This window comes from Paenibacillus sp. plas6 (assembly GCF_057221655.1).
On the sequence record NZ_CM170151.1, the window covers coordinates 4,434,302 to 4,460,309 of the forward strand.

Below are 26,008 nucleotides of genomic sequence, written 5' to 3' on the forward strand. Positions count from 1 at the left end.
TTTTTTGTCCTAGCTCTATGCTTATTCCTTTCAGCCTGTGGTCAGCAATCAAATTCACACTTAACATCAACACAAGCTATAGCTGAACCACAGCAAACCAAAACTCAATCTGAAAATCAGATAGCTACGGACACGGATGCAGAAGAACTGCTGACAGAGGTGCAAAATACAGAAAAAACTCATTCTAATATTGTCTCTTCAAAGCAAACTGAGCCTGATGATTACGACTATGTTTTAGAATTTCCTAGTGACAGCTATCCTGAAACAGCATTACATATTTATTCAGCTATTGAAAATGGACATTCCGATGTTTGCACAATCGATCGAGACGGTGCAGCTGAACGACGTAAGCAATCGCTAAAAAGAATTAGCACTAGAGATGGCTATGATCGAGATGAGTGGCCAATGGCAATGTGTGCAGAAGGCGGTGAGGGGGCAAGTGTTGCATATGTTGATTCAAGCGACAATCGCGGTGCCGGAAGTTGGATTGGTCATCAGCTCTCCGCCTATGAAGATGGCGAACGTATTTTATTTATTGTGGCAAAACCAAAAAGTCTTTTTGGAAAAACTAACCCTAACACAGATAAAAGTGAATTAAAGTTAGATGAAGATTTGCAAGCTGAAGTTGAAGAACCTCTCTACAAAAACTGTACAGAGGCTCATGAGGCAGGGGTCACTCCATTATTTGAAGGAGATCCTGGCTATAGCAAAAAGTTAGATCGCGATGGAGACGGCGTTGCCTGTGAATTATAGAGAATAATATTAATAAGCTCGTTATCCAAAAAAAATAATGGCTCTATTCAACTACCTCTTCGGGTAGGAATAGAGCCGTATCCATTATAACTGAAATTTCTCCTTAATAATTTGGGCAACTTCAGTAGGTTCCAAAAGTGTATTATTGATGCGAATATAGTTTTCTTTTGTTATTTCCCCCGGCAATGAGTTTATGCGATAATTTTGTATCGTTGCTCGCAGATCCTCCTCAGATTCTTCAATATTTCGTTTCGATGGTTTTTGCTCAAGACGAAATTCACTTCGGTTGCGCTGCAATCTTGTCTCCATATCTGCTTCCAACTCAACGAAATACGTTTCTCCACCCTGTTCTTCGAAAATTTTGCAAGTTTTCTGTACAAAATCCCAATCTTCCTGCAGATCAAAAGCCCAAATAAAGGTAAAAATTAAGCCGTATTGATTACTTTTAGCAAAGGCTTCAAACAACTCTTTTCTCACTATACCGGCTAATCTCATTGTTTCAGGTCCATATCCGAAAAATGGGTGAAACAGTTCAATCGACATATGGTTATGAAATAATTTCAAATCAGTGATTTTTGCTAGTTCAATGCCAACCGTCATTTTACCAACTGCTTGAGGACCAAACACCAATACAAACTTCATATCGCTCCCTCATTTCAAATAATATAACAACTCACACCCCAATAATATCCTATATTATTATATTTTGTAAATTCACTACATAAATATTTAACCATATAAAATAAATTAAGAGGAACTTATGCCCAAGTTCCTCTTAATTCATATTGAAAGTTTATTATATTGTTACCAATAGTTGCTTAGTTGCTTGCTAATATCCCTAAAGACCTAGTAAAAATTGCATCACTTTATCATTAAAGCCAGGATAATGTTCATGAGCAAAATCAGGATAAATCTCTAACGATTTAGGCGCTTTAATTTTGTTGTAAGCAGCAAATTGAGTTGAAGGTGGACAAACGGTATCACTAAGCCCTACCGCCATCAATACCTCTCCTTGAATTCGCTCAACTAGATACTGAATGTCAATATAACCTAGCTTTGTAAAGACTTCGTCCTCACGTTTATGCTGTGGATCAAAATAACGGAAATATGACTTAAGCTCTGCATATGCATCCTTACATAGATCCATTTCCCATACGCGACGATAGTCACTTAAAAACGGATGGACTGGAGCAAGTCGCTTAATTCTAGGCTCTAATGATGCACAAGCAAGTGTCAGCGCACCTCCCTGTGATCCACCCATTGCGCCTACACGATCTGGGTCAACCTCTGGCATATTCATAGCGATACCTGCCAGCTGCGCCGTATCCAAGAAAACATGTCTAAACAATAAGTTATCTGGATGATCATCTAAACCGCGAATAATATGACCATTTAATGTGTTCCCTTTTACCCCACCAGTATCCTCTGATTTTCCTCCTTGACCGCGAACATCCATTGAAAATACTGAAAAACCTAGAGCAGCGTAGCCTAACTTATCATTCCAGTCTCCAGAATGTCCATAGTATCCGTGAAATTGAACAACGGCTGGATGTGGCTCAGCCACATGCTTAGGCTTTATGTATTTAGCATGAATCCGCGCACCTCGTACACCTGTGAAATATAAATCATAACATTTTGCAAATGGAACCTGAAACTCACTTGGAATCAGTTCAACATTAGCATCGACAGCTTTCATTTCAGCTAACGCACGTTCCCAGTATTCAGCATGATCCTCAGGCTTAGGATTAATTCCTTGATAAACAAGCAGTTCTTCTAGTGGCATATCAATTAGTGGCACTTTGTTTCTCCTCCTAAATGCTAATGAGCTTAAAAATTTAAATGATGTGCTTTAAGCATAGATCCATTGTTTTTTTTCTGTCAACAAAAAAAAAACAAGCTGACATTAATAAAATCGCGATGTCAGCCGTCTTTATATTTATATTATTCAAACATCTATCATTAAGAGAAATTGAAAATTCGTAAATAAGTAACAAATTCGCTATTCTTTTTTTCTCAAATAGACGTCTTTTTTATTCAAGTAAAACAATAGAGAGCGATGCACCTAAACCTTCATATAAATTTGTATCCCTTGTATTACCAAATAACTTAAGCGACAATTCCGCATCAACTTCTAAAGCTACAATAATTGTGCTGCTATAGCAGTTCATGCCACTAATACTTGTTAACATGCTAGGCGTATAGATTGTATTATTAATTGTCAATGCAATAAATTCTCCTGTAATTAAATCAATATTAACTGTATAAGAAATAAGATACTTCCCTGATAACGGAACGATAAATGAAGTATTTCCTTCGTTTGCTTTTATCCCGTTTAAAACTTTATTGTCTGGCAAAGAAATAGCTGAACCTGCGTTATTAATTTCAATAGAGCGATTTGAAGTATTAGCAGCAAAGGCATTCGTCGTAATGACAACTGGATTATTGGGACCAGCTGATACTGCTGACGTAATCACACTTCTTTCCTCTTCTATTGCACTTCCAAAACGATATAAACTAATAATGCTTTCAAGCTTCGAATGCAAAAACATTTCGTTCTTCATTGTCGAATTTAGTGTTTTTCGGACTGATTCATTTACTTCAAGTATCTCATTAATGGTGGGAGATGTTGGTGGCGTCATTCCTGGAAGTTGACCAAGCACATACTGAAGCTTTTCTCCCTCTGCATTAATAATATGACTTAACCCTAACTCCTCCATCACGATCGAAGTAATTAGCAAATTGATAACATCATCACGATTAAGAGAAATTTCCGGTGTAATATTAGGGATATTTGGTAAAGACATATCGTCCCTCCCGTCCTAACGTAATGCATCACTTGCTTCCAAATGTGATGAACCACGGATTATGCTTTATTGACTCACTTGCTTAATATGTATAAATTTCAAAGCTATAAGCGATAAAAAAGAGAATGAAGTGTTCGTAGTTTACAGTGTTCTATAGTCCTTTATCGTGCTTTATTGTTCTTTGTCTTGTTAGCAGCCAGCTTCTTAATTGACGCAAACGCACTAAAATTACAAAACGTGACTCTAAGTCTAATATTTTCGTTGTTCCCCAAATCTCCTCAAGCTTTTTTATTTCCTGATAAAGTATGTTCGTTACTTTATGTTCTTTCTTGATAGTGTGAAATAGCGTGATCCGATCAACATTCATAATAAGTTGTTCAATATGCTCAAGACATGTATAAATAAAAAGCAATTGATTCTGCTTTAGCTCACAACAATGATACATATTCTCCAGCCATTTATATTGGTCGTTTAATAAACGACAAATTGCTATCGCTAAATGTTCACATTGAATTCTTAATTTAGTGGAGTTCTGAATAAATAAATCGGTTTGATTGTATTCTATTAAGCGTAATATAATTTGCTTCTTAATATTAAAAATGATTAGCATATGATTAAGGCTACCGAGCCAGTTTAAATTATTTAATAACGTAATCGTTGCATTATCTACTTCGATCTCATTATCATAACTAAGATCTTTCTCTAATTGCTGCTTTCTAAAACGTGTCAGGTAATCTGTAAAGGTTGTAATTAAACTTGAAAATGCTGTAATATTATCAACTAATGATTGCTCAAGAAGAAGGCTGCTCTCTTTTCTTGATAAGCTTTCCTTATCTATTTTCCATGTTTCTAAAGAAAAAAAAGAGCTATTCATCATAACACTCATCTTCCCGAATAGCTTGGTTATGCAGCTCCATATCAAGCAGCTCTTCCAATTTAGTAAGCAATAACATTTGATTTTTCATTATGCTTCGCATAACTTTATCTACGGAACGATTTACACGAAGATAATGTTCGATACAGGCATCTTCAGTCTGAAGGATTTTTTGAATTTTTTCACCCTCGGCATTTAATATATGAGATAATCCAATTTCCTCCATTGCAATTGATGTAAGTAGCAGGTTGTATACTTCCTCTCTTGTTAACGTAATTAATGGATTAATATCTGGAACAGTTGGAAGTGACATATTCCTCCTCCCCTCATGCTGCAATAGTAAGTAGATCACCTAACAATATCTATCAGCTCATTGGATTCCCTTTTCCTTCTTTAAGCTTGGACAGGTTAATTAATGATATGATTGGCTTCAACGAAATATGACAATGTCGGGAAGGAGAGTCTAACCTATTTACGAAATGAAAAAGATTACTTCCATTCAACTAGGTTCGGGGCTGGATCTAAAATAGACTCGTACTGCTCAAGAAAACCATAGTTTGCTTGGGGATCTAATTGCTTATATCTTTTAAACTTTGCTATTCTATCCTCCTCTTTCGCCCATCCGAAATGCTGAACTCGCAATGGATTGTATAACATCTTTTCTGAATATACTTCTATCGGAAAACGACCGCAATGTTGAACGCTCTCTTGCCATGCATTATTCCGTTCAGGATTATGTCTTACTAGTAAAGGAACGGGACGAAGATGTGCGTTCCAATACGTGTCTTCACGATAGTGGGTTTCACTCCACATATCATACAAGCGAAATGAAACGACATCGACTGGAGATGAATCGGTGATTTCGCGAAGCAAAGGACCAGCTCCCGACTCGAACCGTTCATCTGCATCCATATTCAATATCCATTCTGGCTTAGTCGCTATAGTAGCATTCCATTGCTGCTGGCGAAGGAGAAATTCAGAATGAAACCTAGACTGTTGATTTCGAATTAAATGAAGTGGAATATTAGAAAGCAGTTCCCAAATAATCCAAGGAGTTTCATCATCACTTCCATCGTCAATAATTACTGCTTCATCAATATAATCTAGATGAGATTGCAAAACATCCCGCAAATAACGTCCCGCTTCGTTACGAACGATCATTGTCAGTGTTATTTTGCTCATATTAGATCACCTGTTCATTTCTATCTATCAATGACATGATAATAATGCAGCACCTCTTTAATCCAGTCATTTGCTTCTTTTATTATTTGCTGTGGGTTATTTCCTGCTGTTTCTAAAAAATGGGCAGCTCCCTCTAAATCCGAGTCACGATAAATATGATAGGCAGGCTGTCTTGTGTCTACATAAAGCGGAATGCCAAGAGCTGCTGCACGCACACAAAAATGGCGGTCTTCTCCCCAAAATGGCAGATTACGAATCTTCTTAAATGAAACCCCCTTTAGCAAAGCTTCTCTTCGTATTAATGTACAAGCTCCTAATCCTCCTACCTCGTATATCCCTTGGGCTCGCAACCTAATCAATGAAAGCAATATCTTCTCCACCTTTGACTGCTCTGAAGAGCTTTGATAGCAGTATTCGTCCGAAAACCATACTTGCGGCATAGCGAGCGATTGCGGATTCCATTTTGTCCAAAATACATTTGAAATAATTTCCTTTTCGGTTGAAAATAATTTAATTATCGTATCCGGATAAAGAAGAAGATCAGAATCAATTAAAAATAACGCATCATAGTTACACTTTAATGCGATAGAAATTATTTCATCCTTCATGCTTCCAACTTTAACCATTAATGTATCTGACCAATAATGCGTTGTTTCATCTTTTATATAACTTTCATTGTTGCTTTCCCAGTTTATAATCATTTTCCGTGACGATTTATAAGCAAATTGTTGCAACAGCTTTTTTGATTCGGCTTCTGTATTGTCATCAATGAATAAAAAAGAAATTTCAAGATTACTATCATCTAATTTCTGCAATAAAAGTAAAAACTTCTCAAGAACTTCTGGTTTTTGTTGGATGGGACTAGCAATAAGGATAGATTTATTGGACATAGTTCTCCCACCTATAACAAAATTTCAGATAAGCTACTTACAAACCAAATGACTCATCATTTCTTTCCAGTTAATTGAAGTAGCACCCAGTGCTGCTTTCCTCGTATTTCACGATAATGTTCAGTGTAGGTGTAAATGATGCTTAAATAATCAAGGAATGGATAATAATCAAAATCATCGATCAATACCCATGCATTCTCTTTTAGAGAGTTAGCTAATAAAGGAAATGCCAGCGATCGTCCATTACCTTGCGGACCGTCCACAACTAATACATCAAATGGTTGGTTTTGCTTCTTTACGAATTCAGCAATATTTCCATAGAAAGCATTATGCAGTGTACAATTACGACTCAACGAATTTGGAATTTCTGCTGCATAATGTTCCCAATGAGCTGCAGCATGCTGCCAATCATTAAATATTAGCTCCCAAGCATTGTCGGGAATTATTTTTAGATTTTGCAGCACTAATTGAATGTCACGATCTGAACCTAACAGGTCTTTTAGACGATTATATTTCAACTCCTCATGTTCAATATTTGTCACATCTACATTAACTGCTCGCAATTGATTCACAAAATGAAAAACTAATACTGCTAAGTCCCCGCCTAATACTAATGCTCGATTTTTTTTATTTTCTTCTAGCTTGCGAAATAAATGAACGAGTGCCGCTTTGCATAACATCTTATCTTTTTCTTGATAACCATTTAATTCTGCTAAAGCCATTGCCTTCTCAATATTACGAACTAACACCTGCTGTCCTCCCTAAACTAAAATGACGGGAAATATCACTATAATTGTTTGATTAACATTCCTTCGTAATTGCGCAGCTTGTTCTGAAGTTCTTGATTTTCTGGAGAAAATGTTAGCCCTTGCTCTATATATTGTTTAGCAGACGGTATATCTCCAAGTTTTTCATAGCAAATTGCAAGCTCATAATAAGGAAGCCAAGTCCAATACGCTCGTTCTACATATACCTCATTTGATGGCGGATCGCCGAGCTTAGTGGCGCAGTTAAACCAATATATAGCTAAACGATAGTTTTCCTCGGACTTATAAATGACTCCTAATCGACAGCAAGCCTCTGCGCGTGGCCCCACATAATCCATTGAACGAAATAATGAAAGCACCTGTTTATCTCGCTCATACATATGTCCATAGCAATCAGCTAAACCAATACAGGCATTGAAATTGTCTTCAACCAAGCCTTGCTTGCTCGCCAAAAAAAGTTCATATTGCTGCACAGCTTCTTCATAAAAAGCATGCTCCTGCAAATCCTTGGCAAAATAGTAATGATCACGAGGAGTAAATGCCTCTCCCATTTTTAAGCGTTCTCGATAAATGTTCAGTATTCGTTCTGAAACCCCTTTATTTATTAAATGAGAAATAGCAATTTCTAATTCGATCTGTTCACCGAATACATCTAAGTATTCATGAACTGCACCTTTCCATTTAAATCCGCAGCTTCTTTTCACTATACGATGCCGTTTAACCGTTGTTGTTGGTTCACCATTGCGATTTAAGCCCAGATGATAATTCATGATTACGCTATCTACCGTAGGAGATAGATTTTCTTTTAATTCAAATAGCATCAACCGATCCTTGTCACTAATATAATCATCTGCGTCTAACCACAATATATAATCCTCAGTTGCTAAACTAAATGAATAGTTCCGTGCTGCTGCAAAATCATTTGACCAAGCAAAATCATATACTTTTGCCCCATATTCCAAAGCAATTACCTTCGTTTTATCAGTTGAACCAGTGTCAACAATAATGATTTCATCTGCAACTCCACTAACGGAGGATAAACAGCGCGGAAGAAGCTTCTCCTCATTTTTGACTATCATACATAGGCTGATTCTAATTCCATGCGAAGAGTTTCCATCTGCAATATCCTTCAAAAATCGTTGTGCATTAGCTAGATCAGTTTCTTGAGACATATAAAAGCTAGGCTTATGCGTATCAACGTACAATGGAATGTCCAACGCCGCAGCACGAATACAAAAATGACGATATTCATCCCAATATGAAATGTTTGGCAATTTGTGATATGAAACTCCTTTTAATAATGCCGACCTTCTAATTAACGTACATGTATCTAAGCTATCAACTTCATAAATCCCCGGTGTCCTTAACCGACACATAAACCTTAATTGCTCATCAGAAATTTGCTCCATCGTCCGCTGTTTCAAATGAATATAGTTATGCGAGGCGTTTTTTTCACTTATCCATACTTGAGGAGTTTGAAAATGGTGATTTTCATTTTTTGACCAATAAATACTTGAAATAATTTCTTTATCTGCTGCTATTAAATTAAGCAATGTATCAGGATGCAGCAAAATATTTGAACTGACTAAAAATAAGGTATTAAATTGATGCTCAAGCATATAAGAAATAAAATGATTTTTCGCAAATGCAGATCGAAAAATGTTCTCGTCCGTCCAGTTATATTCAACTCCGACAAATCGTTTGGCTGATTCCCTATGATTAGATTGTTCATTGTTAGATTGGTTATTATTAGATTGGTTACTGTTAGATACAGTCTGCAGTAATTCACTCATACTTTTTATTTGTGTATTTGGTGTACTCGCTTGAAATGATAATAGAAGCTGTTTTGATGCTGGCGCTTCGTTATCATCTATGAAGTAAAAAGATACCTCATTCTTTCCAAGCTTTAATAATGAAAGGGAATGTAAAAAACAGTGAAGTATCTCTGGCCTCTCATTAATTGAACTAGCAACTAATATGCGTAGCATCAAGTTGTACTCCTTTCATACGGTTAATGCCACGATAAAAAAATTGCTGCTTACCCTAGCTAAAATTGCAGTTATTTCAACATATGAGGTTCGACATCGTTTTATGTAAGTTTGACAAGCTGTCGAGAAAAAACAGATCAACCGAACGTTGGGTATTTTTCATATACGTGCTTTCTGAGAGGAAAAAGAGCATTAAGATTTTACAAAGAGAAGATTTTATGTAACGATTGGGTGGATACAACTTAGATGATTAAAGAGGAAACTTTAGGCATGCTGCTAGTCTCCATTCTTCGCGAGCGAGCATGTTATAGTAGCAAAAGAAAATTGGCAAAGAGGTTTTTTGAAAGCGAAATGATCCATTGATTTGGATTATTTGATACTCTTATTCATTTTATATAAAGTAAGTGCTATTCAGAGTAAAAGTTCAAAAAGCAGCACTTCCAAGCAAAACTAACTCAAATTAGGCTAAAAGAAATAATAAGAGATTAGCAATCGCCATTCCTCAAAAGAATATAATTTGATTCATATCGTTTCTTAATCAGTACAAGAGTATGTTTAGGATAATAGGATAAATTCAATATACAAAGGTTGTGTTTAAATTTGAAAAGCTTTTTAGAAAGAAAGATAAAATATAATTCTGAAATTGTCGATGTTCGCTGTAAGCTGTTAGAAATGACAGACAAAGGAGCTACACTGTTTCATCATATCGAAACCTCATTTACGATGATTGCTGGAAATATTGAGCTGACTATCCCAAAAGGCAGCTATACAACTGCATATTACTGGAAAAACCAGCCTTATAATCTATACTATTGGAGAGATAAAGATGGTCAGTTCTTAGGCGCATATTTTAATATTGTTAAAAACACAATAATTGCTTCAAATATCGTTTCTTTTGAAGACCTTATTATTGATGTCTTAATCTTCCCTAATGGCGACTATTACATTTTAGATGAAGATGAGCTGCCTGTTCCAATTGAGCAGTTTGAAGCAGGCTCTGTAAAATCTGCCCTTCATGCACTCATCTCTAGAATGAATAATATTCTTAAAGAGGTCGAATTAGAGGTTACCAGTAAGTATACTCATGAGTTGCTGGTGAAGTATTTGAATTAGGTGAATATACAGCGTCAAAAAAACAACACTTATGCCACAAGGATGTAAGTGTTGTTTTTTATTTGATATAAGAATGTAAAATTTCTTCTAAGTTATAGCTCTTCTGATATGTCATTTATGCTTTCTCATAATCTATACAGGCGAATGGGATGGGATGTAAGGCTCTTGTTGATGGTGCAAATGTAATTCCAATTTCAATCTGCACATTCGTACAGGATGCAACCAGTGATGAAGAATATTACTCAACTTCGTTTCATATTTCAATCTACGCATCCACACGGGATGCGACCCCAGCTCTCCTGGTTTATGGAAGTTTCCACAAACATTTCAATCCACGCATCCATACGGTATGCGACTGAAACTTAGCCAATGTCATTGACTTGCACTGCTATTTCAATCCACGCATCCATACGGGATGCGACGCTAATATGTTTTCAAATGCGCTAAATCTACGACTATCATTTCAATCCACGCATCCATACGGGATGCGACATTACGATAATCTTGCAGATGCAATTGCCGCAAGATTTCAATCCACGCATCCATACGGGATGCGACTTGTCTGGAGGGTCAGTATCTCGTAAAAATGTTTGATTTCAATCCACGCATCCATACGGGATGCGACCGATCTCAGATGCAACAAGCGCATCATCTTTCCAATTTCAATCCACGCATCCATACGGGATGCGACGCAAAGTTAGGAGATGGTGCAGCATGACCGAACAAATTTCAATCCACGCATCCATACGGGATGCGACTTTCGGCTTTTCCTTGCTCTTGCCACCAGTTTCGATTTCAATCCACGCATCCATACGGGATGCGACAGTTAATTCTTCATATTTATTTTTTATTTCTTCTATTTCAATCCACGCATCCATACGGGATGCGACAGCCCGCAGATTTTCCCCTTATCGTATAAGGATTTGAAAACGGTTTAGTGCGGATCGATTTATAATTACCATAATTTAGTTTATTTTGCACCACTAATTTGGCAAAAACCCTTATTTTATGCGGGGTGCGGATCTCCTAGGGATTTTATGTGAGCTTGGGATCCGCACTAATCAATTTTAAATTAGTTACTTATTTTGCAATTCGCAAGCTTTTTCCTCTGATTCTTTGACAATATCCTGAAATGCCTTTGCATATGCAAAATGTGGGAATAACATTGGATTATTGATAAGCATTAGTAATTGATTTAATTGTAAATTTAATGATAGTAAAGGATTATCTTTTATTTTTAGATCACTTAGCTTATTAGTCAATATTCTTTCATTTTCATTAGTCGACACGTTTAATCCTGCAGCATTTAGTTTGTCAATATGTTCTTGTGAAAAATCTTTTCCTCCTGTTGAAAGCTTTAAATCACTCGTACTATCGTAATTTTTATGATTTAATCTATCTCCCCACCATCCAAGAGATTTGTCCTCATTCGGAATAGTAACTTTAAACTCCTTTTCCTTCTTATTATCAAATTCTTGAATAATAATATCAAAATATTGTCCTAGTTCCTCGATTGAAGCAGTATTTGAATCGAGCGTACTGGTTTTATATAAACTCACCAAAACTTTAATTGGATGTGTTTGAGATTGAGTTTGATTGGTTACTCCAGTTGCGTAGCCATTTATCATTCTTGCAAGCCCCGTATTTTTCGGCTTTAGCTTTTTAATACTTTCTGCCCAATTCTTTAATTGCTCTTTAGGCAGTGACGTACTTTTGCATTCTATTACCATGGAAACAGCTTCAATTGGAACAAATTTTAATGTATGGTACTGAAATATATAAGGAGTATATTGCTCATCAATTACAGCAATATCAACTTCATTTGAAATATTTTTTTTGAATCTATTATCATAGCTCCATGTACAAATGAAAATTTTAAAGGAACTATATTTCGAAAAAACTTTCTCCACATTTCCTCACGATAACTCCCAGTAAGTCCAGGATGTGCGGAAGCTAATTCAACCTCTTTTACCATCATTCTATTTAGCTCTTTATAATTATCAGCTATTAGTTTTAAAGGATTTTTATCCATTGTGTTCCTCCATATTTATTGATTCTATTAAATTTTGAAAATCAAAATTGTGGTAATAAGAATTAATCTAACTAATAAGAGCAACTGTATGTAGCAATCCAATTGAAAGCAATATCTTTTGAAAGCAATCACTGACTAGTTCTTTCGATATTAGATAATTATTTTTCATAGAATATTTTTCTCGTAGCTGCAATAAATGAGATGAGTTGTAAATCTACAAATAGAGATGCCACTATTTTCAAACTACTTATTGCATGGGATACGATTGATCCGCATATTTGGATGTTATTCACTGATTGTTTAATTTCAATCCAAGCATCCACACGGGATGCGACTATCAGAGACAACTCAAATAAAGACTACTAAAATAATTTCAATCCACGCATCCACACGGGATGCGACCGAGTACCATGAGGTCAAAGGGTACATGGATCAGAATTTCAATCCACGCATCCACACGGGATGCGACGGTCTAGGGGCGATTAGCTCAGCGGTAGGCGATTTAATTTCAATCCACGCATCCACACAGGATGCGACGGGTCTTTGTGATGGGGTTTGGTATAAAGTTAAGATTTCAATCCACGCATCCACACAGGATGCGACAACCTGCTTAACATCACTTACATGCTGCACAGACGATTTCAATCCACGCATCCACACAGGATGCGACAACGTATGGGCTCAAGTAAGATTGCAAATCGACTTATTTCAATCCACGCATCCACACAGGATGCGACTGTGTTTCAAAATCGCTTCTCCAGCAACACCTGATCCAATTTCAATCCACGCATCCACACAGGATGCGACAGCCCGCAGATTTTCCCCTTATCGTATAAGGATTTGAAAACGGTTTAGTGCGGATCGATTTAAATTTACCACAATTTAGTTGTTTTTGCACCACTAATTTGGCAAAAACCCTTATTTTATACGGGGTGCGGATCTCCTAGAGATTTTATGTGAGCTTCGGATCCGCACCGAGCTTTTGATTTAAAAATTTAATTTCTAGTATCTTTTTTTAGAGAAGCATTTCGTCTAAATCTTGAATATAAACGTTGATTTCTTTTATATCCAACTTTATTACTATTAGCCATTTTTGTCCAGGTTAAGTGACTAATATTATTTCCTAGATCAGAATGCTTAAAAATCTTCTTGCTTTCGATGTATGGCTTAAGCAGATTCTCTATATATGTTTCTTTTTTATCCTTAAAACTGTCTATAAACTTATCTATATATGCTCCAATTTCTTCTGAAGCTTCAACACTTGGTTCTGATATAAGGGATGAAAAATCAGAATCCTGTTTATCTAATTGAAGCTTTGTAACTCTAATTTGCACTTTACCATAGCCATAAGCTTTAGCCCCGCCTATTAATTCATATAAATTGTTTAGTTTCAAGCCTTCTGACCCATATATAGTTTCATATTCCTTAGATTTTGCAATATTTGTTATGTCAAGTGACAGTAATAGTGCACCTAACTCCTCATCTGATAAATGATCAAAGTAAACTTTCCCCTTTAAGCATAGCTTTTCCACAGAATCTGCTGTATCAGAACGGTTATCATTTTTCACATCTAACACTGTTTTATATGAAAACAGCTTTGAATTTTTATCTTCTGCCTTATCGCTTTCAATGGTTTCCTGAACATGATATATCTTTGTTCCATTTAAATGTGGTTTTTTATTACTATTATAAGAAGGCTTTTCAGTGTCATTATCTTGATAATGTAAATACATGCTTTCAGCACTAGCAGATGGTGAAGATAACTGGAATTTCACTGTTTTAATTATATCCTTCGGCAACTGGTTAACATTAAAGGTGATAGGAGAAAATCTTAGTCGAGATTTATATGAAAATTTTTCACTTGGTTCAATCTCTGTTTTTAAATCATCTAGTTCATTTTTAACAAAACCAAACATTGCTCTTGCATAATCAATTCCGTCTGGAATAGACTGTTTTTCCTCTTGCAATAAATCCTCAAGCTGATACTTGTTCCTTATCTTAAAATAAGGAGTACGACCGATATATAGTTTATTATCTAAGAAAACATAGAATATAATCTTGCTATATGAACTATCAGGTGTTTCTTCAGGAAAAATTTCATAAAAATTCTTAAACACCTTTTCTGCTAACTTGTTATCTTCCTTATAATTGCTTCTCTGACCGTTAGTCATAAATCTCATCTTATCAAAATTTCGTTTGTAGTTATAAATTACTTCTTCAGAAACTTCAATTTCTTCTTCCGAATCGCTTTTTTCATTAATTAAATAATGCGTTCGCTTAGAATTAGCATTTGTTGAATTATACAAGACACCTTTTTGATAACCTTCAACTAAATTCGAGCTGATACGTTCTATGCTTTCAGCGCCAGCAGACTTCCAATAAACCTTATGCTGATACGGCTTAAATAAATTGTTTTTATCAAGTATCATTTCATAATAAAAATATATTTGGGCCTTTAGTTCCCATCTCTCTAAACTATAATCTATTAGCAGTTTACCAAGCTCTTTCGTTTCTTTTGACTCAAAAAGTGTAATTAATTCGGAATATAGCTTTTCTTTAAGTTTGTATACTTCTTGAATCAGATTTTGGTAGGATTTCACTTTATTATTATCTTTATCGCTCTTTTTGACTTCTTGTCCCAAATTATTAACGTACTTAATCTTCAGTTTAGTTTGGATATTTCCTTCTCTCAGAAAGATATTATTCCATTCGCTCTCCCAATCTTCTGAAATTTCTAATAGCGACTCTCGAACATTTTTAATATAATCCGACAATTCTTTTATTCTATTTCGTGTTTTAGCAAAGAATGATTTTGGATTTTCTAATTCTCGATCGTGATTATTGCTGTACCAATAATACAACCAAGAAACGCCATCGTCCCAATTTTTATTATTTTGCTGACTTTTTAAATGAATTACTTTAAGAGCTTCTTGTCGTAAAAACTCTTCTCTTAATGATAGAAAGTTCTTACTGCCAAATGGTTTAGCTGGTATAATTACGTATTTGCCATTACGGTATTCCAAATAACCTGCCCGAACGATTTTAGATATATCTATTGATTTATCATCTTTTGCAGAATTTTTATCTTTTGATTCCTTTGACGCTTCTTCAGAAGTGCTTTCCTCTTTTTTCGATTTCACATTTGATTGAAGGGCTTGTTTAAGTGTATTTTTATAATTTAAGTTAGTTACATCGCGATACAGCATTTCTGTATGGTCAATAAATAAAGGATAACTGCCGCTTAAAATTTCTAAGTTACTTCTACTCTTTCCTCGCAAAATACTACCGCTAACAAAAAGGTCATTTAGTTGAAATGGTGCTAACATCCTGTCATTATCAAATACCCCGCGGAACTCTAACGCTAATGGTCCGCAAGGTTTAATTACATAGTCTATACAACCGCTGTGACGATTAACTATTTCGTTATGTTTAGGTAATTCATTTATTGAAAATGGTTTATGATAACTGCCTATCGTTTCTGTTGGGAAAGGAATAAAGTCGTACGGAACAGTAACATACTTAATGTTTCCTCTTGAATTTCCTTTTGCTTTGTCTTTTAAACCTTTACTATCTCGTTTATGTTTTGAATGGCTTTTATATCCATATCTCTCGCCAATTTTGAAACTCATTACACTCCTCCTTCCCGCAGCAAGCTACACAATATTGTTTTCTCTACATAAGCCAAATGTGTATCTTCATCATATTGAACATATTCCTTTACCTTAATTCCACGATATGGGCTCCATCTACTCCTATTATTATAATTTTCAAGCTGATATAATCTTGTAATTACATCTGGATGATCAGGTTCATGAACTAAAGGCTCATACATTAACAATTCACCATTTTCCTGCACAACAAAGATTTCTTGCTCCTCATTAAAAAAATGCGCTTCAAGCAGCATTTTCGTTTCTATTGCCTGCTTGATTTTCTGAAATTGATCCTGCTGAAATTTCATATAGTCTCCATCTATTGCAGGATATTCTCCTACTAATACCTGATCTAGCAAGTGAACGATGTAATAAAACTTATCCATCGTTATATCTTCAATTTGAAATGGTTTCACGTCCTATCCTCCTTGCTTGTTAAAGTGCGTTGTAGCCAATTTACAAATGTCTCATACAAGGGTTGAAGAGCTTCTTTGTTCTTTTCATCTAAATTTTCTAAATGAAGATCATGAAGATTTAAGTTCTGCTGCTTGCTATTATCTGCCACTTTTAATTGGTTAGCTTCAAACTGACCTAAGCCTATCGCCGTGCGCCCACCTACTGCGATCTTTCCTAAACCAATTTGACGTAAAATATAAATTAACGGAAAAATAAATGGGCTCTTGTTAATTTTATCCTCATCATAATTCTTCTGTACTTCATTGTTTATTCTCAGCTCTAATCTAAGACTTGCTTCTCCGGCCGCTTCCACCTGTGTTTTTAGAGCATTTTTAATAACTCCGCCAGTTAAGCGATCAAGCTTGTTATAGTTTGGATTACTTAACTCAAATATAAGCTCGTGCTTATTATCCTTAACCTCACTGGAACGATATACTTTTACTTTTTTAGATTTGTCCATAATGAAATCTGAGACGATAAGTTGTCCAATTTGCTTTTCTCCTCCAAATAATGGAGCACAAAACTTTTTATCTATTAGATCATCTGTTAATTCTATTTTTTTTAAAATACGACGTACAAGCAATACATAGTGATGTTTCAGTAGACCTTTCATGCTTGAAGCAGGTATTTTCCTACTATTACTATTTCCATTCTTTTGCAAACCAGTAATCGTTTTCGATAGTCCTTTTTTAGAATGTGACTCTTGCTGTGACTCCTCATTGTCTAATAAAAACGATTGATATACTCCATAAGGAAATTTGCCTTGTAATTCGAAAACAACAGTCGATTGTTCTTCAACACTAGGTTCTTTGAAATCATTAAACTCTTTTATTTTCCAGCCATTTTTCTCATTCCGTTCACTGCGGCTCAAAAGGTAATCATCTATAGCTTTTATACTTGAAAAGCTATATGTCTGTTGCTCTAGCTTTTCTACTTTAAATCTACCAAAATCTGTGCTTTTCTTTCCGCCAAAGCGAATATGACCATCATCGATCGCTTTTGCCCATCTATTTATTAATTCATGCACAGCATTCGTATCTAAATTATTATGCTTATATTGCCAAACATCAAATTCGATTGAAAAGCACAGTTTAAATCCCGCTGGTAAATATTTAAACTCATATTTATAGTTATCCTTAGCAGTTCCGTATTGAGAATCTATTCTAGTTCCTTCTTTTATGAGCGGAACGTTAGCCGCTTCTTGACCAAAACTAATTTGACCGTCACTTATAAAAATGGTGCTTTCTCTAAATGTTTTAAATTCTTTAACTTCCCCTTGACTAGAGGAATCTGTTTCTGTTTGTTCGCCACCCATTACAGAAAGAATTTCTTCCTGCTCTGTTTTTGTCCGTTCAAGATATTCCCGAAGCGCACCGCCTATACTATTTCCAGGTATAAATGGTTCGTTATTAGCATCTAATAAGAGCTCCCCCTGTTCACTTGCTCCTGTAAAAAATGGGGTTTTCGCCTCAAGATGATAAATATAAATGACTTTTTGATTAAAGTTGCTGTTTGTCTTCTCGTTCACGACGTCACCTTCCTTCAGCCATTTTCCAAAAGTTCAATCGCAAGCTCTGCGATAAACTTCTTCTCTTGATTGGTGAGATCCTCTCCATAATAATATAGCTTTCCACTTTCACTGCTTAGCTTTTGTTGAGCATATTTTGCTAATTGGATAATTTGAGGATCGTTAGAGGAATTGTCTTGTAAGTAACAAATGATCTGATTGAAATTACAATCTGCAATGGAAAATAACTTATTATTTGAACGAGCTTCCCGCTTTAAATTCTGCCCTTGCTCTTCATTCTTGTTCTGTGGGTTCTGATCCATTTCATTTGCATTGCTATTGTGACTCTTGCCATTTAAAATATTTCGAAGAACAGTTATCATTTTGTACTTTTGAGATATCGTTACTTCACTAGATAAAATCATCTCATTATTATTGGATGGGTGGATGCCATTTTCTAAGGAGCGTTTCACTAGCATCCGAAGCCACTTTATTCTTCTCTCTGCTAATGATCTTTGCAAAATCTCGAAAACCTTCTTCTCATCTGGAATAAAATCTTCCTGTGCTATGCAATCTTTATTTTGACATTTGCTTTCATTAGCTTTTTCGTCTGAATTAGAAGCTTCCTCGTCACTTTTCTTATTATTTAATGAAATAACGGAAGCATATCGTATATTTACTGCTAACCATCCATACCCATCCTGTGTTCGCTGCCCCCAAGGCCGGGCTTCGAGCATTTTAATTAGTTCTTCATAATCCTTCATTGAATATTGAGATTCAATTTCGTACACAAGAATCGAACCAGCCTTTATGCTTGTTTCTTTTGGATATCGTGCCTGCCAGGTTGAATTATAGCCTTCCGTTAGACCGGTTTGACAAAACTGTTGAATTAATTTTGGCGCTGGCAACTTTCCTTTTAAAATGTAATCAAAAACTCGCTCCGGAATTTTGTTAATTGGTTGTCCATATTCATTGCGGAAGATGCAGTCCGATAAACAAGTAATCGTTATTAATTTATTTTGATTATCTATCGCTACCTCGCCCTTATTCTGCTTTTCACTAAATAGAATTTGCTGCGCTTGTTCAAAAGAATAGGGCTTAACAGCATGTTCGATATGAGAATCTTCTTTATTTTGTACAACTGAAACTCTGCATCTACCATAGCCTGTCCCCTTAGAGCCTCCTAAATACCAGATGCTTTGCTTCGTAATAACAGTTATAAGTTTTTCTGCTAAATCAGGATGGCATGCAATAATTGTTCGAAAAGTATAGCCCTTTTCTATCGCCTGATAGTTAAATAAATTGTTACGTTCCCGAGCATTTCTATTGCGACTCTGCGAATGGTGCAGATGATATTTCTTTTTAATTTTCATTCCCTTTAGTGCAGAAGAAGTTGTCGTAATATATGGGAAAGGTAAGTAATTGATATTATCATTATCAATTTCAGAAGAATTGTATAAAATATTTTCCAGTTGAATAAGCGTATGTTCACCATTTTGAGAGCGAATATCTGCCTTTCTCCATTCATGCTTATTATTTCTTAAATGTTGCGGTGTTGGTGTATACAGGGTTTGCTCCTTAGAATAATCGTCTATTGGATAAGCATTATAACAGTACATATTTAATAAATATGCTTGCAGTTGCTGCTCTGATATTTTTTCTTTTAATAGTTGTGAGATACAAGCCCCGCGAATCGTCGAGCCAGGAATATAATCTTTACAAGGTTCATTCCAATTGCTTTTATTGCCTGTTGCTCCAATTTTCAATGGTTCTTCATTGTAAATATCAATTACAATGTAATTCAACTTCATTCCATTCGCCTCCTTTCTGATTTTCTGAAGCAGGCTTCCAACTTAGAAGAGTTACCTCTACATCTCCATATCCCCGATGAACCGCTGCACCAATTCTATCAAGGGCTTTACTTATTCGTACTAAGTCATTTTTTAGCCTTCCATTCAAATCTCGGTCAACAAATATAGGTGCATAGAAAATTAACCCCTTCTTAACGGTATGAACATTCATAAGCTTCTTTTCTTCGCTTATGCCATTCTTAAGTTGTATCGCAACTCTCACATGTGTTTGTGCTTCGATTAGATCATGTTTATTAATTACCGTATAGCTATCTTCCTTCTTTTGCTGAACGATAATCTTTTGATAATATGAGCGTACTGCTTCTGGCAGCTCTAAATGACCAAAGCGCAATAATGGAAGCTCCTTATGTTGTGATTGAAAGTTTTCCTTTTGCTCAGCAATCTTTTTTAGAAATATAGAATCTTTACTTAACACGTTGCTAAAATCCTCATACAGCAATTTCAACTCCTCATTATTCATACCAAATAAAGTTTGGATGGAATCGAGAAATTGGAGAGCAGCATTTTCATCAATTGTGGCATAATGCTTAAGCAACCAAATTGCTTTACTTTTTAACATACCTTTTAAAGTTTTTGCATGATAATATACAAATCCATACTCATCTGTTAGTGCCTTATTATGCACAGTATTTGCTTCTTTTTCCCCGCTGCTAAATATCGCTTCACTTAATAATTTAACCCGCAAACGATACGTCTCTCGATACTGCATCATGCCCCTCCTCTGTATCATTTGAAGAAATCCATCGTCTCAAACACATCATTTAGAACATAGATATATTTGTCATTTTCTTTTAAAACGGTGCCTTCAACTTGAACTTGACTATCTTCAAATACTTTTTCTACGATTTTCTCTATTTTTTCTGCAATATTATTTCTGTTTCTCTCAAAAATTAGTTGATAATTTTCTATGCCATCATACATACCGTTTTTGACTTTATGGATAAATGAAGAAACGTTCTCGATACCATTAATTTGCTTAATTAACTCCGCAAATGCCTTGTAACTAACAATACCTTGAGCAAATGCTTGCTCCTGATCGATACGCAGCGGCTTCACATGATAAATCTGTTGCAGGTTTCTTGTCTTTACGCCACTTGTATAAGCAGTAGCTTCTCGAACTTGGCCTTCAACGATTGACCATGATATAAATGATGCTGTTTGGTCTGTTTTATTTTGAGAGCTTTCATTCTGATCATCATTGTTTATTTTGTAGATACTTTTTTTCGCTTCACTACATAGCTCATCAGCTTCTCGTACTGCTTCAAAAAACGGATAGCTTACCTTGACAATAGCAACTCCTGCGCAAGCAGTAAGCGGCTCATTTATATTAAAATTATCAAGCTCTCCACGATATACCTCACTGACAGAAAGCGTCTTAATATTCTCGACAATTTGTGCAGCAAGTTGTATCGCATATTCTCCTTCAGTAATGAGACAAACATCATCTCCAGCAAGGACAATTGGTGTGTAATATAGAATGTTCTTTCCGTTCCCCAGTTTTTGCTCTCCCACCGTGTTAAGCGCTTGATGTACAGCTTCCGTATAAATATTATCAATTAATGAAGATAACTCATTTAGCTTTTTCGACTTATTTTTAATTCCGTCTGTTTCATCGTCTAGTCCATTCATCTGTAAATTGCTATTATTCTTTTCAAGGTTGCCGAGCAAACTATTTACCATTTCACCCATACGGTTTCCATCAATTTTTATAACGCCAATATAGCTTTTGCTGTCATCCCGTTGCTTATATTGATGCAGCTGAATAACTTTCTGAACTTTTTTGCTATCCAGCCTACTTTCTAAGCGATAGGACATTAGATCACGTACCTCTGAAATGTATTGATTACCTAATAGTTTAAACTCTTCTTCACGTGGTATGAGCGATACTGGTTTACCTGCTGCATCGATCTGCTCAATTCCGTACGACCATCTGCGAAACATGCTTCGTCTAGAATCTTTTAAATCATTGCAGCGTTGTTTTAGCACACGTCGAATATGTTTTAAGCTTTTCTCTTCTTCCGTCAGTTCGGAAAAATCAAGCATACTTATATAAAGCTCTAGTTCAGGATAGTTTTCAATTATAGATTTTGAATATTTACGAATAAACAGCTTAGCTTTGTCCGGGTTCTTGAAATATAAAATACTGTTCCCGCCGCCAGAAAAAATAAATTCATATTCACCTTTAAAATGATTTTCTAGAAAAGGAGTCAGGGCAACTGGCAGCTTACTTAATAACTCTCTAAGCAAATTGACATTGTCTTTTTGGCTATCATTGTTTTTATCCTCACTGCCCGAACCAATAACTTGTTCAGTTACTGCCTTAATAATCGCCGAATTTTTTAAATTGTTCTTCAATTCATTAAGGCTATATATAAACTCTTGTTTTCGAGATACATCAATATAGAGGAATGTGCTCATATTTCCCTCCAAATAATATAGTTAATTGTTGCTTAATCTTCAGTATTAGCTTGTTTATTTGAAGCATTAATATGTTTCTTAACAGAATTCTTAGGATTAGATTTATCTTTTTTGCCAATTTGTTTACTATTTACTTGGTTTTCCTCTGCTGCTTGATCTTCAGCCTTTACTTCCAAACGATCTACTAACTGATCGAACACTTCAGCATATGCAAAATGCGGAAAGAACATTGGATTATTAATTAACATTAGAAGTTGATTTAGTTGAAAATTAAAGGTTAACAGAGGATTATTGCGAACCGTTAAATCTTTAAGTGTTGCCTGGGATACAATACTTAAAGCAGGATCTAAAGTGAATTTTAGTCTTGGATATTGTTGATTTAGCTCATGCACTCTTGCTTCCAGACTTTGCTTAAATTCTTCTTCACTAGAGGAGTTAGCGTGAGAGGGTTTCCTTACACCGATATTAAGAAATTGGACACCTGAATTTGGCGTTTCATCAAGAGTAGTGCATTTGTTAAGACGATCTCCCCACCAGCCAAGTGTCTTATCTTCATGATTAAGTTTAATTTGCAGTACATGCTTCCCAGTCTCTGTATATTGTTGCTTCAAAATGAAATCGAAATGTTCCTCGTTTTTCTTTGCCAGTTTATCTAGATTTTCTTCTTCTGCAGTAGTCACTAAAATCATAATCGGTCTTGTGCGAGTTTGAGTGAGATTAGTAATTCCAATGGTATATCCATTAACCGTTCTTGTAATCCCTGCATTATTTGGAACCAAATTAGTTATACTTTCACTCCATTGCACAAGTTTTTTCTTATTCAATTTTGTACTTTTACTTTGTACGGCAATGACCACTGCTTCTATTGGGATATATTTAATGTTTTTATAGTTAAAAACGTAAGGAGTATATTGCTCGTCAAAAACTGCAATATCTACTTCATTTGATATATTTCCGAGGGAATCAATAATTTTTATGTTTTTGGCAAGAGAATACTTATACGGAATTAAACTTCTAAAAAATTCAAACCATGTTTCTTCTTTGTAACTGCCTGTAGTAACGTCATGATCTGATGCAAGCTTAAGTTCAGTGGCGAGCTTTTCATTTTGAAATTGATAGTTTTGATAAATCCCCTTTAAAATATCTTTTTTCTTGCTCATCAACCTTCACCTCTCAGCAAACTTTGACAAAATTATACATACCCTCACTGGTAAATATATCATATATTGTAAAAACAATAAAGTTAATGAGATTTGTTAATAGGAGAATAAACAGTAGGAAGTTGAGATTTAAGGAGAAAAAATGATAGAAAATAGAAGGGATTTAACTGGGATTTAGATGAGAGAAGTAAGGCATTAGTTATGTTAGATTTTTTGAGGAGTATTATTGCAAAAAATTTAGTCAAGCATCCGTACGGGATGCGACTTTCCAATGTAAGTCAAGCGACTATTTCTGATATAATTTCAATCCACGCATCCACACGGGATGCGACATCAAGATTCTCCCACTTAGCGTCACGTATAATATTTCAATCCACGCATCCACACGGGATGCGACGGACTTTACGACAAACTTCATAAAATTCACGTAGAATTTCAATCCACGCATCCACACGGGATGCGACCACTGTTAGGGTTACTTATGATAGAGCACCTAGTAATTTCAATCCACGCATCCACACGGGATGCGACATAAAGTATGGGCGGGATATATAGAGAGTTGTCATATTTCAATCCACGCATCCACACGGGATGCGACAAGGACCAGGAATGATTAAGGGTACATCATTTAATTTCAATCCACGCATCCACACGGGATGCGACACTACGGGCGCGCGATATAGTTATATATATAATGTATTTCAATCCACGCATCCACACGGGATGCGACTAAATTGATATAAAACATCAACATTATATATCATATGATTTCAATCCACGCATCCACACGGGATGCGACACTAATGGGCTACCTTCTACAACTTCATTTTGATATTTCAATCCACGCATCCACACGGGATGCGACGATAACCTTGCTGTGGTTGCTGATATTGAGGCTGTTATTTCAATCCACGCATCCACACGGGATGCGACTTTATAAGTCCAACCTGCTAGATCAGGGATTGCGATTTCAATCCACGCATCCACACGGGATGCGACAGCCCGCAGATTTTCCCCTTATCGTATAAGGATTTGAAAACGGTTTAGTGCGGATCGATTTAAATTTACCATAATTTAGTTTGTTTTGCACCACTAATTTGGCAAAAACCCTTATTTTATGCGGGGTGCGGATCTCCTAGGGATTTTATGTGAGCTTGGGATCCGCACTTATTTTGTTTTGCTTAGTTTAATTTTCAATATTAACCAAGCCAAAATCGCTACTCTATTGCAGCAGTTTGCTTTTCAATTACAATATCCTTACATTGAACGATCAATTCACATAACTCCTGACCCGACAACAAAACATGAAGCTCATACCCTTGCTCCACCCGATAAAGTTCATTATATAACCAATAACTTCCGATAATGCCATCCTCCTGTAAAATCATTTGTGCCTCAACTAATGTCATCTTATTATCTTCGGTAAAGCCTCCGCTTGTTTCAAAAGTAATCGTAACATCATTCCCAGTTTCCATGCTAGTAACACGACAATCATGAAAGTTTAGTTTACTTAATAAAGATGCTGGAATTTGTTGCTGCTGCAGCTCCTTATACGCTGCTTCGGACATTTGATTTACTTTCTGTTTATTTTCTTTGCTAAGCCGTTTTAACTGCGTCAACACTTCCTTAGTACAATAACCAAGAGCATATACGCGTATATCAGCGATTTGCGATAATATTTGCTTTGGCAGCTGAGCAGTCACATATCTGCATCTCCACTCATGTCGCTTTCTGAAAACTTGCTTACAGCCCTCTTCATCAAATGGAGGTCTTGCATCATATTCAGCAATTAATTTCTCAATTCTGCTTCTTTCCTCATCAGATAATTGATGCACAATAACGTCTTCTTCCGATATTTCCTCGTTGTTATGTATTTTGTTTAACGGCACTAGGTTCATACCATCTTGCTCTAGTAAATAGCGAGGATCTATATTATAGATTTCCCGCTCTTCTTCAACAAATTGCTTTTCCTTTCTCTTATATAATCGCTGATATAATTTCTCATCTTTCACACTAGTTTCTTTATGGGCGCGCATATCAAAATGAAGTCCCATCTGCTGACTTAATTCATACCATTCCTTCGTTAAATATTTCATCCATGCCCCCCTTATTTAATATATCATCTAACGTATTAATGAAAGTTCATCATTTTTACCAACACTCTATGCATATAACTATATTTACCATATCTTTAATAACCACATCAATTGTCCATGTCCAAATTCTATCTCTTTACATATATTATACGTATAAATGCTATAAGGAGGTGTCTGCTTTGATTGACAGACGCACATTAGTAGTGAGACTAAGACCTGGGCAAAGATTAGTTGTTTTAGCAGAATCAGTTGCTCCTAAACGTAAACATCGTCATCATCATTGTCGCCGTCGCTAAAAATATTAATTTCTTTGACAGAGTGCCCATTGGCACTCTATTTTTTTCAATTTATGCCTCTAATAAATTTTTTTCTTAATCATTGCCAGTTCAGTGTCACCTTTTACTTAACTCTAACAGCCTGTTCCTTTTTTTTAAGTACAGGCACAAC

20 protein-coding genes, 1 pseudogene and 3 CRISPR repeat arrays are annotated in these 26,008 nt (G+C 35.7%); of the genes and pseudogenes, 3 read left to right on the forward strand and 18 right to left on the reverse strand.

Annotation, left to right across the window (positions count from 1 at the left end; genetic code table 11):
• Nucleotides 1-159 precede the first annotated feature (159 nt).
• Nucleotides 160-540: pseudogene (locus AC2TDL_RS19690) on the forward strand (NucA/NucB deoxyribonuclease domain-containing protein); the annotation flags it as partial.
• Entirely contained in the window at nucleotides 538-753 is a 216-nt protein-coding gene (locus tag AC2TDL_RS19695) for an excalibur calcium-binding domain-containing protein (RefSeq protein WP_484701312.1), read from the forward strand. The pseudogene AC2TDL_RS19690 and the gene AC2TDL_RS19695, both read left to right, overlap by 3 nt.
• A gap of 84 nt (nucleotides 754-837) precedes the next feature.
• Here the strand turns inward: AC2TDL_RS19695 and AC2TDL_RS19700 are convergent, their stop codons facing one another.
• The 9 genes from AC2TDL_RS19700 to AC2TDL_RS19740 all read right to left on the reverse strand — a co-directional run bounded on the left by AC2TDL_RS19700 (nucleotide 838) and on the right by AC2TDL_RS19740 (nucleotide 9,258).
• Nucleotides 838-1,395, reverse strand: coding sequence for an AAA family ATPase (locus AC2TDL_RS19700; protein WP_484697751.1), 558 nt, complete (start codon nucleotides 1,393-1,395; stop codon nucleotides 838-840).
• Nucleotides 1,396-1,591: 196 nt separating this feature from the next.
• Nucleotides 1,592-2,551: an acetylxylan esterase gene (locus AC2TDL_RS19705; protein WP_484697752.1), complete on the reverse strand. Its 960-nt coding sequence runs from the start codon at nucleotides 2,549-2,551 to the stop codon at nucleotides 1,592-1,594.
• A 232-nt stretch (nucleotides 2,552-2,783) separates the two neighbouring features.
• Entirely contained in the window at nucleotides 2,784-3,557 is a 774-nt protein-coding gene (locus tag AC2TDL_RS19710) for an alpha-helical endospore appendage domain-containing protein (RefSeq protein WP_484697753.1), read from the reverse strand.
• A 151-nt stretch (nucleotides 3,558-3,708) separates the two neighbouring features.
• Nucleotides 3,709-4,434 (reverse strand): hypothetical protein, encoded by a 726-nt coding sequence (locus AC2TDL_RS19715; protein ID WP_484697754.1) that lies wholly within the window; start codon nucleotides 4,432-4,434, stop codon nucleotides 3,709-3,711.
• The gene (locus AC2TDL_RS19720) at nucleotides 4,424-4,744 is read right to left on the reverse strand and encodes an alpha-helical endospore appendage domain-containing protein (RefSeq protein ID WP_484697755.1); all 321 of its coding nucleotides are present in this window, start codon (nucleotides 4,742-4,744) and stop codon (nucleotides 4,424-4,426) included. The genes AC2TDL_RS19715 and AC2TDL_RS19720 overlap by 11 nt, the downstream gene beginning before the upstream one ends.
• Before the next feature lie 176 nt (nucleotides 4,745-4,920).
• Nucleotides 4,921-5,613 (reverse strand): glycosyltransferase, encoded by a 693-nt coding sequence (locus AC2TDL_RS19725; protein WP_484697756.1) that lies wholly within the window; start codon nucleotides 5,611-5,613, stop codon nucleotides 4,921-4,923.
• Between the two features lie 20 nt (nucleotides 5,614-5,633).
• On the reverse strand, nucleotides 5,634-6,503 hold the full coding sequence (locus tag AC2TDL_RS19730; protein WP_484697757.1) for a glycosyltransferase family 2 protein: 870 nt from the start codon (nucleotides 6,501-6,503) through the stop codon (nucleotides 5,634-5,636).
• A 56-nt stretch (nucleotides 6,504-6,559) separates the two neighbouring features.
• Complete coding sequence (locus AC2TDL_RS19735) at nucleotides 6,560-7,252, reverse strand: class I SAM-dependent methyltransferase (protein ID WP_484697758.1); 693 nt, start codon at nucleotides 7,250-7,252, stop codon at nucleotides 6,560-6,562.
• A gap of 38 nt (nucleotides 7,253-7,290) precedes the next feature.
• Nucleotides 7,291-9,258, reverse strand: coding sequence for a glycosyltransferase (locus AC2TDL_RS19740; RefSeq protein ID WP_484697759.1), 1,968 nt, complete (start codon nucleotides 9,256-9,258; stop codon nucleotides 7,291-7,293).
• Between the two features lie 579 nt (nucleotides 9,259-9,837).
• Between AC2TDL_RS19740 and AC2TDL_RS19745 the strand changes: the two genes are divergently transcribed.
• Nucleotides 9,838-10,371, forward strand: coding sequence for a DUF402 domain-containing protein (locus AC2TDL_RS19745; protein WP_484701314.1), 534 nt, complete (start codon nucleotides 9,838-9,840; stop codon nucleotides 10,369-10,371).
• A 257-nt stretch (nucleotides 10,372-10,628) separates the two neighbouring features.
• Nucleotides 10,629-11,261: a CRISPR direct-repeat array (repeat unit 32 nt; unit sequence ATTTCAATCCACGCATCCATACGGGATGCGAC).
• Nucleotides 11,262-11,447: 186 nt separating this feature from the next.
• Here AC2TDL_RS19745 and AC2TDL_RS19750 read toward each other — a convergent pair.
• From AC2TDL_RS19750 to AC2TDL_RS19790, 9 genes are all read right to left on the reverse strand, one after another.
• Entirely contained in the window at nucleotides 11,448-12,281 is an 834-nt protein-coding gene (locus AC2TDL_RS19750) for a DUF6602 domain-containing protein (protein ID WP_484697760.1), read from the reverse strand.
• 425 nt (nucleotides 12,282-12,706) lie between these two features.
• Nucleotides 12,707-13,210: direct repeats of the CRISPR family, unit length 32 nt; unit sequence ATTTCAATCCACGCATCCACACAGGATGCGAC.
• A gap of 188 nt (nucleotides 13,211-13,398) precedes the next feature.
• On the reverse strand, nucleotides 13,399-16,032 hold the full coding sequence (locus AC2TDL_RS19755; RefSeq protein WP_484697761.1) for a hypothetical protein: 2,634 nt from the start codon (nucleotides 16,030-16,032) through the stop codon (nucleotides 13,399-13,401).
• Nucleotides 16,032-16,469, reverse strand: a complete 438-nt coding sequence (locus AC2TDL_RS19760) for a hypothetical protein (protein WP_484697763.1) — start codon at nucleotides 16,467-16,469, stop codon at nucleotides 16,032-16,034. The genes AC2TDL_RS19755 and AC2TDL_RS19760 overlap by 1 nt, the downstream gene beginning before the upstream one ends.
• Nucleotides 16,466-18,037: an RAMP superfamily CRISPR-associated protein gene (locus AC2TDL_RS19765; RefSeq protein WP_484697765.1), complete on the reverse strand. Its 1,572-nt coding sequence runs from the start codon at nucleotides 18,035-18,037 to the stop codon at nucleotides 16,466-16,468. Before AC2TDL_RS19765 ends, AC2TDL_RS19760 begins: the two co-directional genes overlap by 4 nt.
• Nucleotides 18,038-18,051: 14 nt before the next feature.
• Nucleotides 18,052-19,827, reverse strand: coding sequence for a hypothetical protein (locus AC2TDL_RS19770; protein ID WP_484697766.1), 1,776 nt, complete (start codon nucleotides 19,825-19,827; stop codon nucleotides 18,052-18,054).
• Nucleotides 19,802-20,599, reverse strand: a complete 798-nt coding sequence (locus tag AC2TDL_RS19775) for a hypothetical protein (RefSeq protein ID WP_484697768.1) — start codon at nucleotides 20,597-20,599, stop codon at nucleotides 19,802-19,804. Before AC2TDL_RS19775 ends, AC2TDL_RS19770 begins: the two co-directional genes overlap by 26 nt.
• A gap of 14 nt (nucleotides 20,600-20,613) precedes the next feature.
• The gene (locus AC2TDL_RS19780; protein ID WP_484697769.1) at nucleotides 20,614-22,305 is read right to left on the reverse strand and encodes a Cas10/Cmr2 second palm domain-containing protein; all 1,692 of its coding nucleotides are present in this window, start codon (nucleotides 22,303-22,305) and stop codon (nucleotides 20,614-20,616) included.
• 32 nt (nucleotides 22,306-22,337) lie between these two features.
• The gene (locus AC2TDL_RS19785) at nucleotides 22,338-23,465 is read right to left on the reverse strand and encodes a DUF6602 domain-containing protein (protein WP_484697770.1); all 1,128 of its coding nucleotides are present in this window, start codon (nucleotides 23,463-23,465) and stop codon (nucleotides 22,338-22,340) included.
• A gap of 300 nt (nucleotides 23,466-23,765) precedes the next feature.
• Nucleotides 23,766-24,464: a CRISPR direct-repeat array (repeat unit 32 nt; unit sequence ATTTCAATCCACGCATCCACACGGGATGCGAC).
• Between the two features lie 218 nt (nucleotides 24,465-24,682).
• Nucleotides 24,683-25,561 carry a DUF4085 family protein gene (locus AC2TDL_RS19790; protein ID WP_484697771.1) on the reverse strand — a complete coding sequence of 293 codons (879 nt, stop codon included), beginning with the start codon at nucleotides 25,559-25,561 and terminating at the stop codon, nucleotides 24,683-24,685.
• Between the last annotated feature and the right edge of the window lie 447 nt (nucleotides 25,562-26,008).

Excerpts from the sequence above, each read along its gene's own strand:
- AC2TDL_RS19785 (WP_484697770.1), bottom strand. The coding sequence starts at position 23,465 with ATGAGCAAGAAAAAAGATATTTTAAAGGGGATTTATCAAAACTATCAA.
- AC2TDL_RS19775 (WP_484697768.1), bottom strand. The coding sequence starts at position 20,599 with ATGATGCAGTATCGAGAGACGTATCGTTTGCGGGTTAAATTATTAAGT.
- AC2TDL_RS19700 (WP_484697751.1), bottom strand. The coding sequence starts at position 1,395 with ATGAAGTTTGTATTGGTGTTTGGTCCTCAAGCAGTTGGTAAAATGACG.
- AC2TDL_RS19770 (WP_484697766.1), bottom strand. The coding sequence starts at position 19,827 with ATGAAGTTGAATTACATTGTAATTGATATTTACAATGAAGAACCATTG.
- AC2TDL_RS19725 (WP_484697756.1), bottom strand. The coding sequence starts at position 5,613 with ATGAGCAAAATAACACTGACAATGATCGTTCGTAACGAAGCGGGACGT.
- AC2TDL_RS19780 (WP_484697769.1), bottom strand. The coding sequence starts at position 22,305 with ATGAGCACATTCCTCTATATTGATGTATCTCGAAAACAAGAGTTTATA.
- AC2TDL_RS19730 (WP_484697757.1), bottom strand. The coding sequence starts at position 6,503 with ATGTCCAATAAATCTATCCTTATTGCTAGTCCCATCCAACAAAAACCA.
- AC2TDL_RS19755 (WP_484697761.1), bottom strand. The coding sequence starts at position 16,032 with ATGAGTTTCAAAATTGGCGAGAGATATGGATATAAAAGCCATTCAAAA.
- AC2TDL_RS19740 (WP_484697759.1), bottom strand. The coding sequence starts at position 9,258 with ATGCTACGCATATTAGTTGCTAGTTCAATTAATGAGAGGCCAGAGATA.
- AC2TDL_RS19710 (WP_484697753.1), bottom strand. The coding sequence starts at position 3,557 with ATGTCTTTACCAAATATCCCTAATATTACACCGGAAATTTCTCTTAAT.
- AC2TDL_RS19790 (WP_484697771.1), bottom strand. The coding sequence starts at position 25,561 with ATGAAATATTTAACGAAGGAATGGTATGAATTAAGTCAGCAGATGGGA.
- AC2TDL_RS19720 (WP_484697755.1), bottom strand. The coding sequence starts at position 4,744 with ATGTCACTTCCAACTGTTCCAGATATTAATCCATTAATTACGTTAACA.
- AC2TDL_RS19715 (WP_484697754.1), bottom strand. The coding sequence starts at position 4,434 with ATGATGAATAGCTCTTTTTTTTCTTTAGAAACATGGAAAATAGATAAG.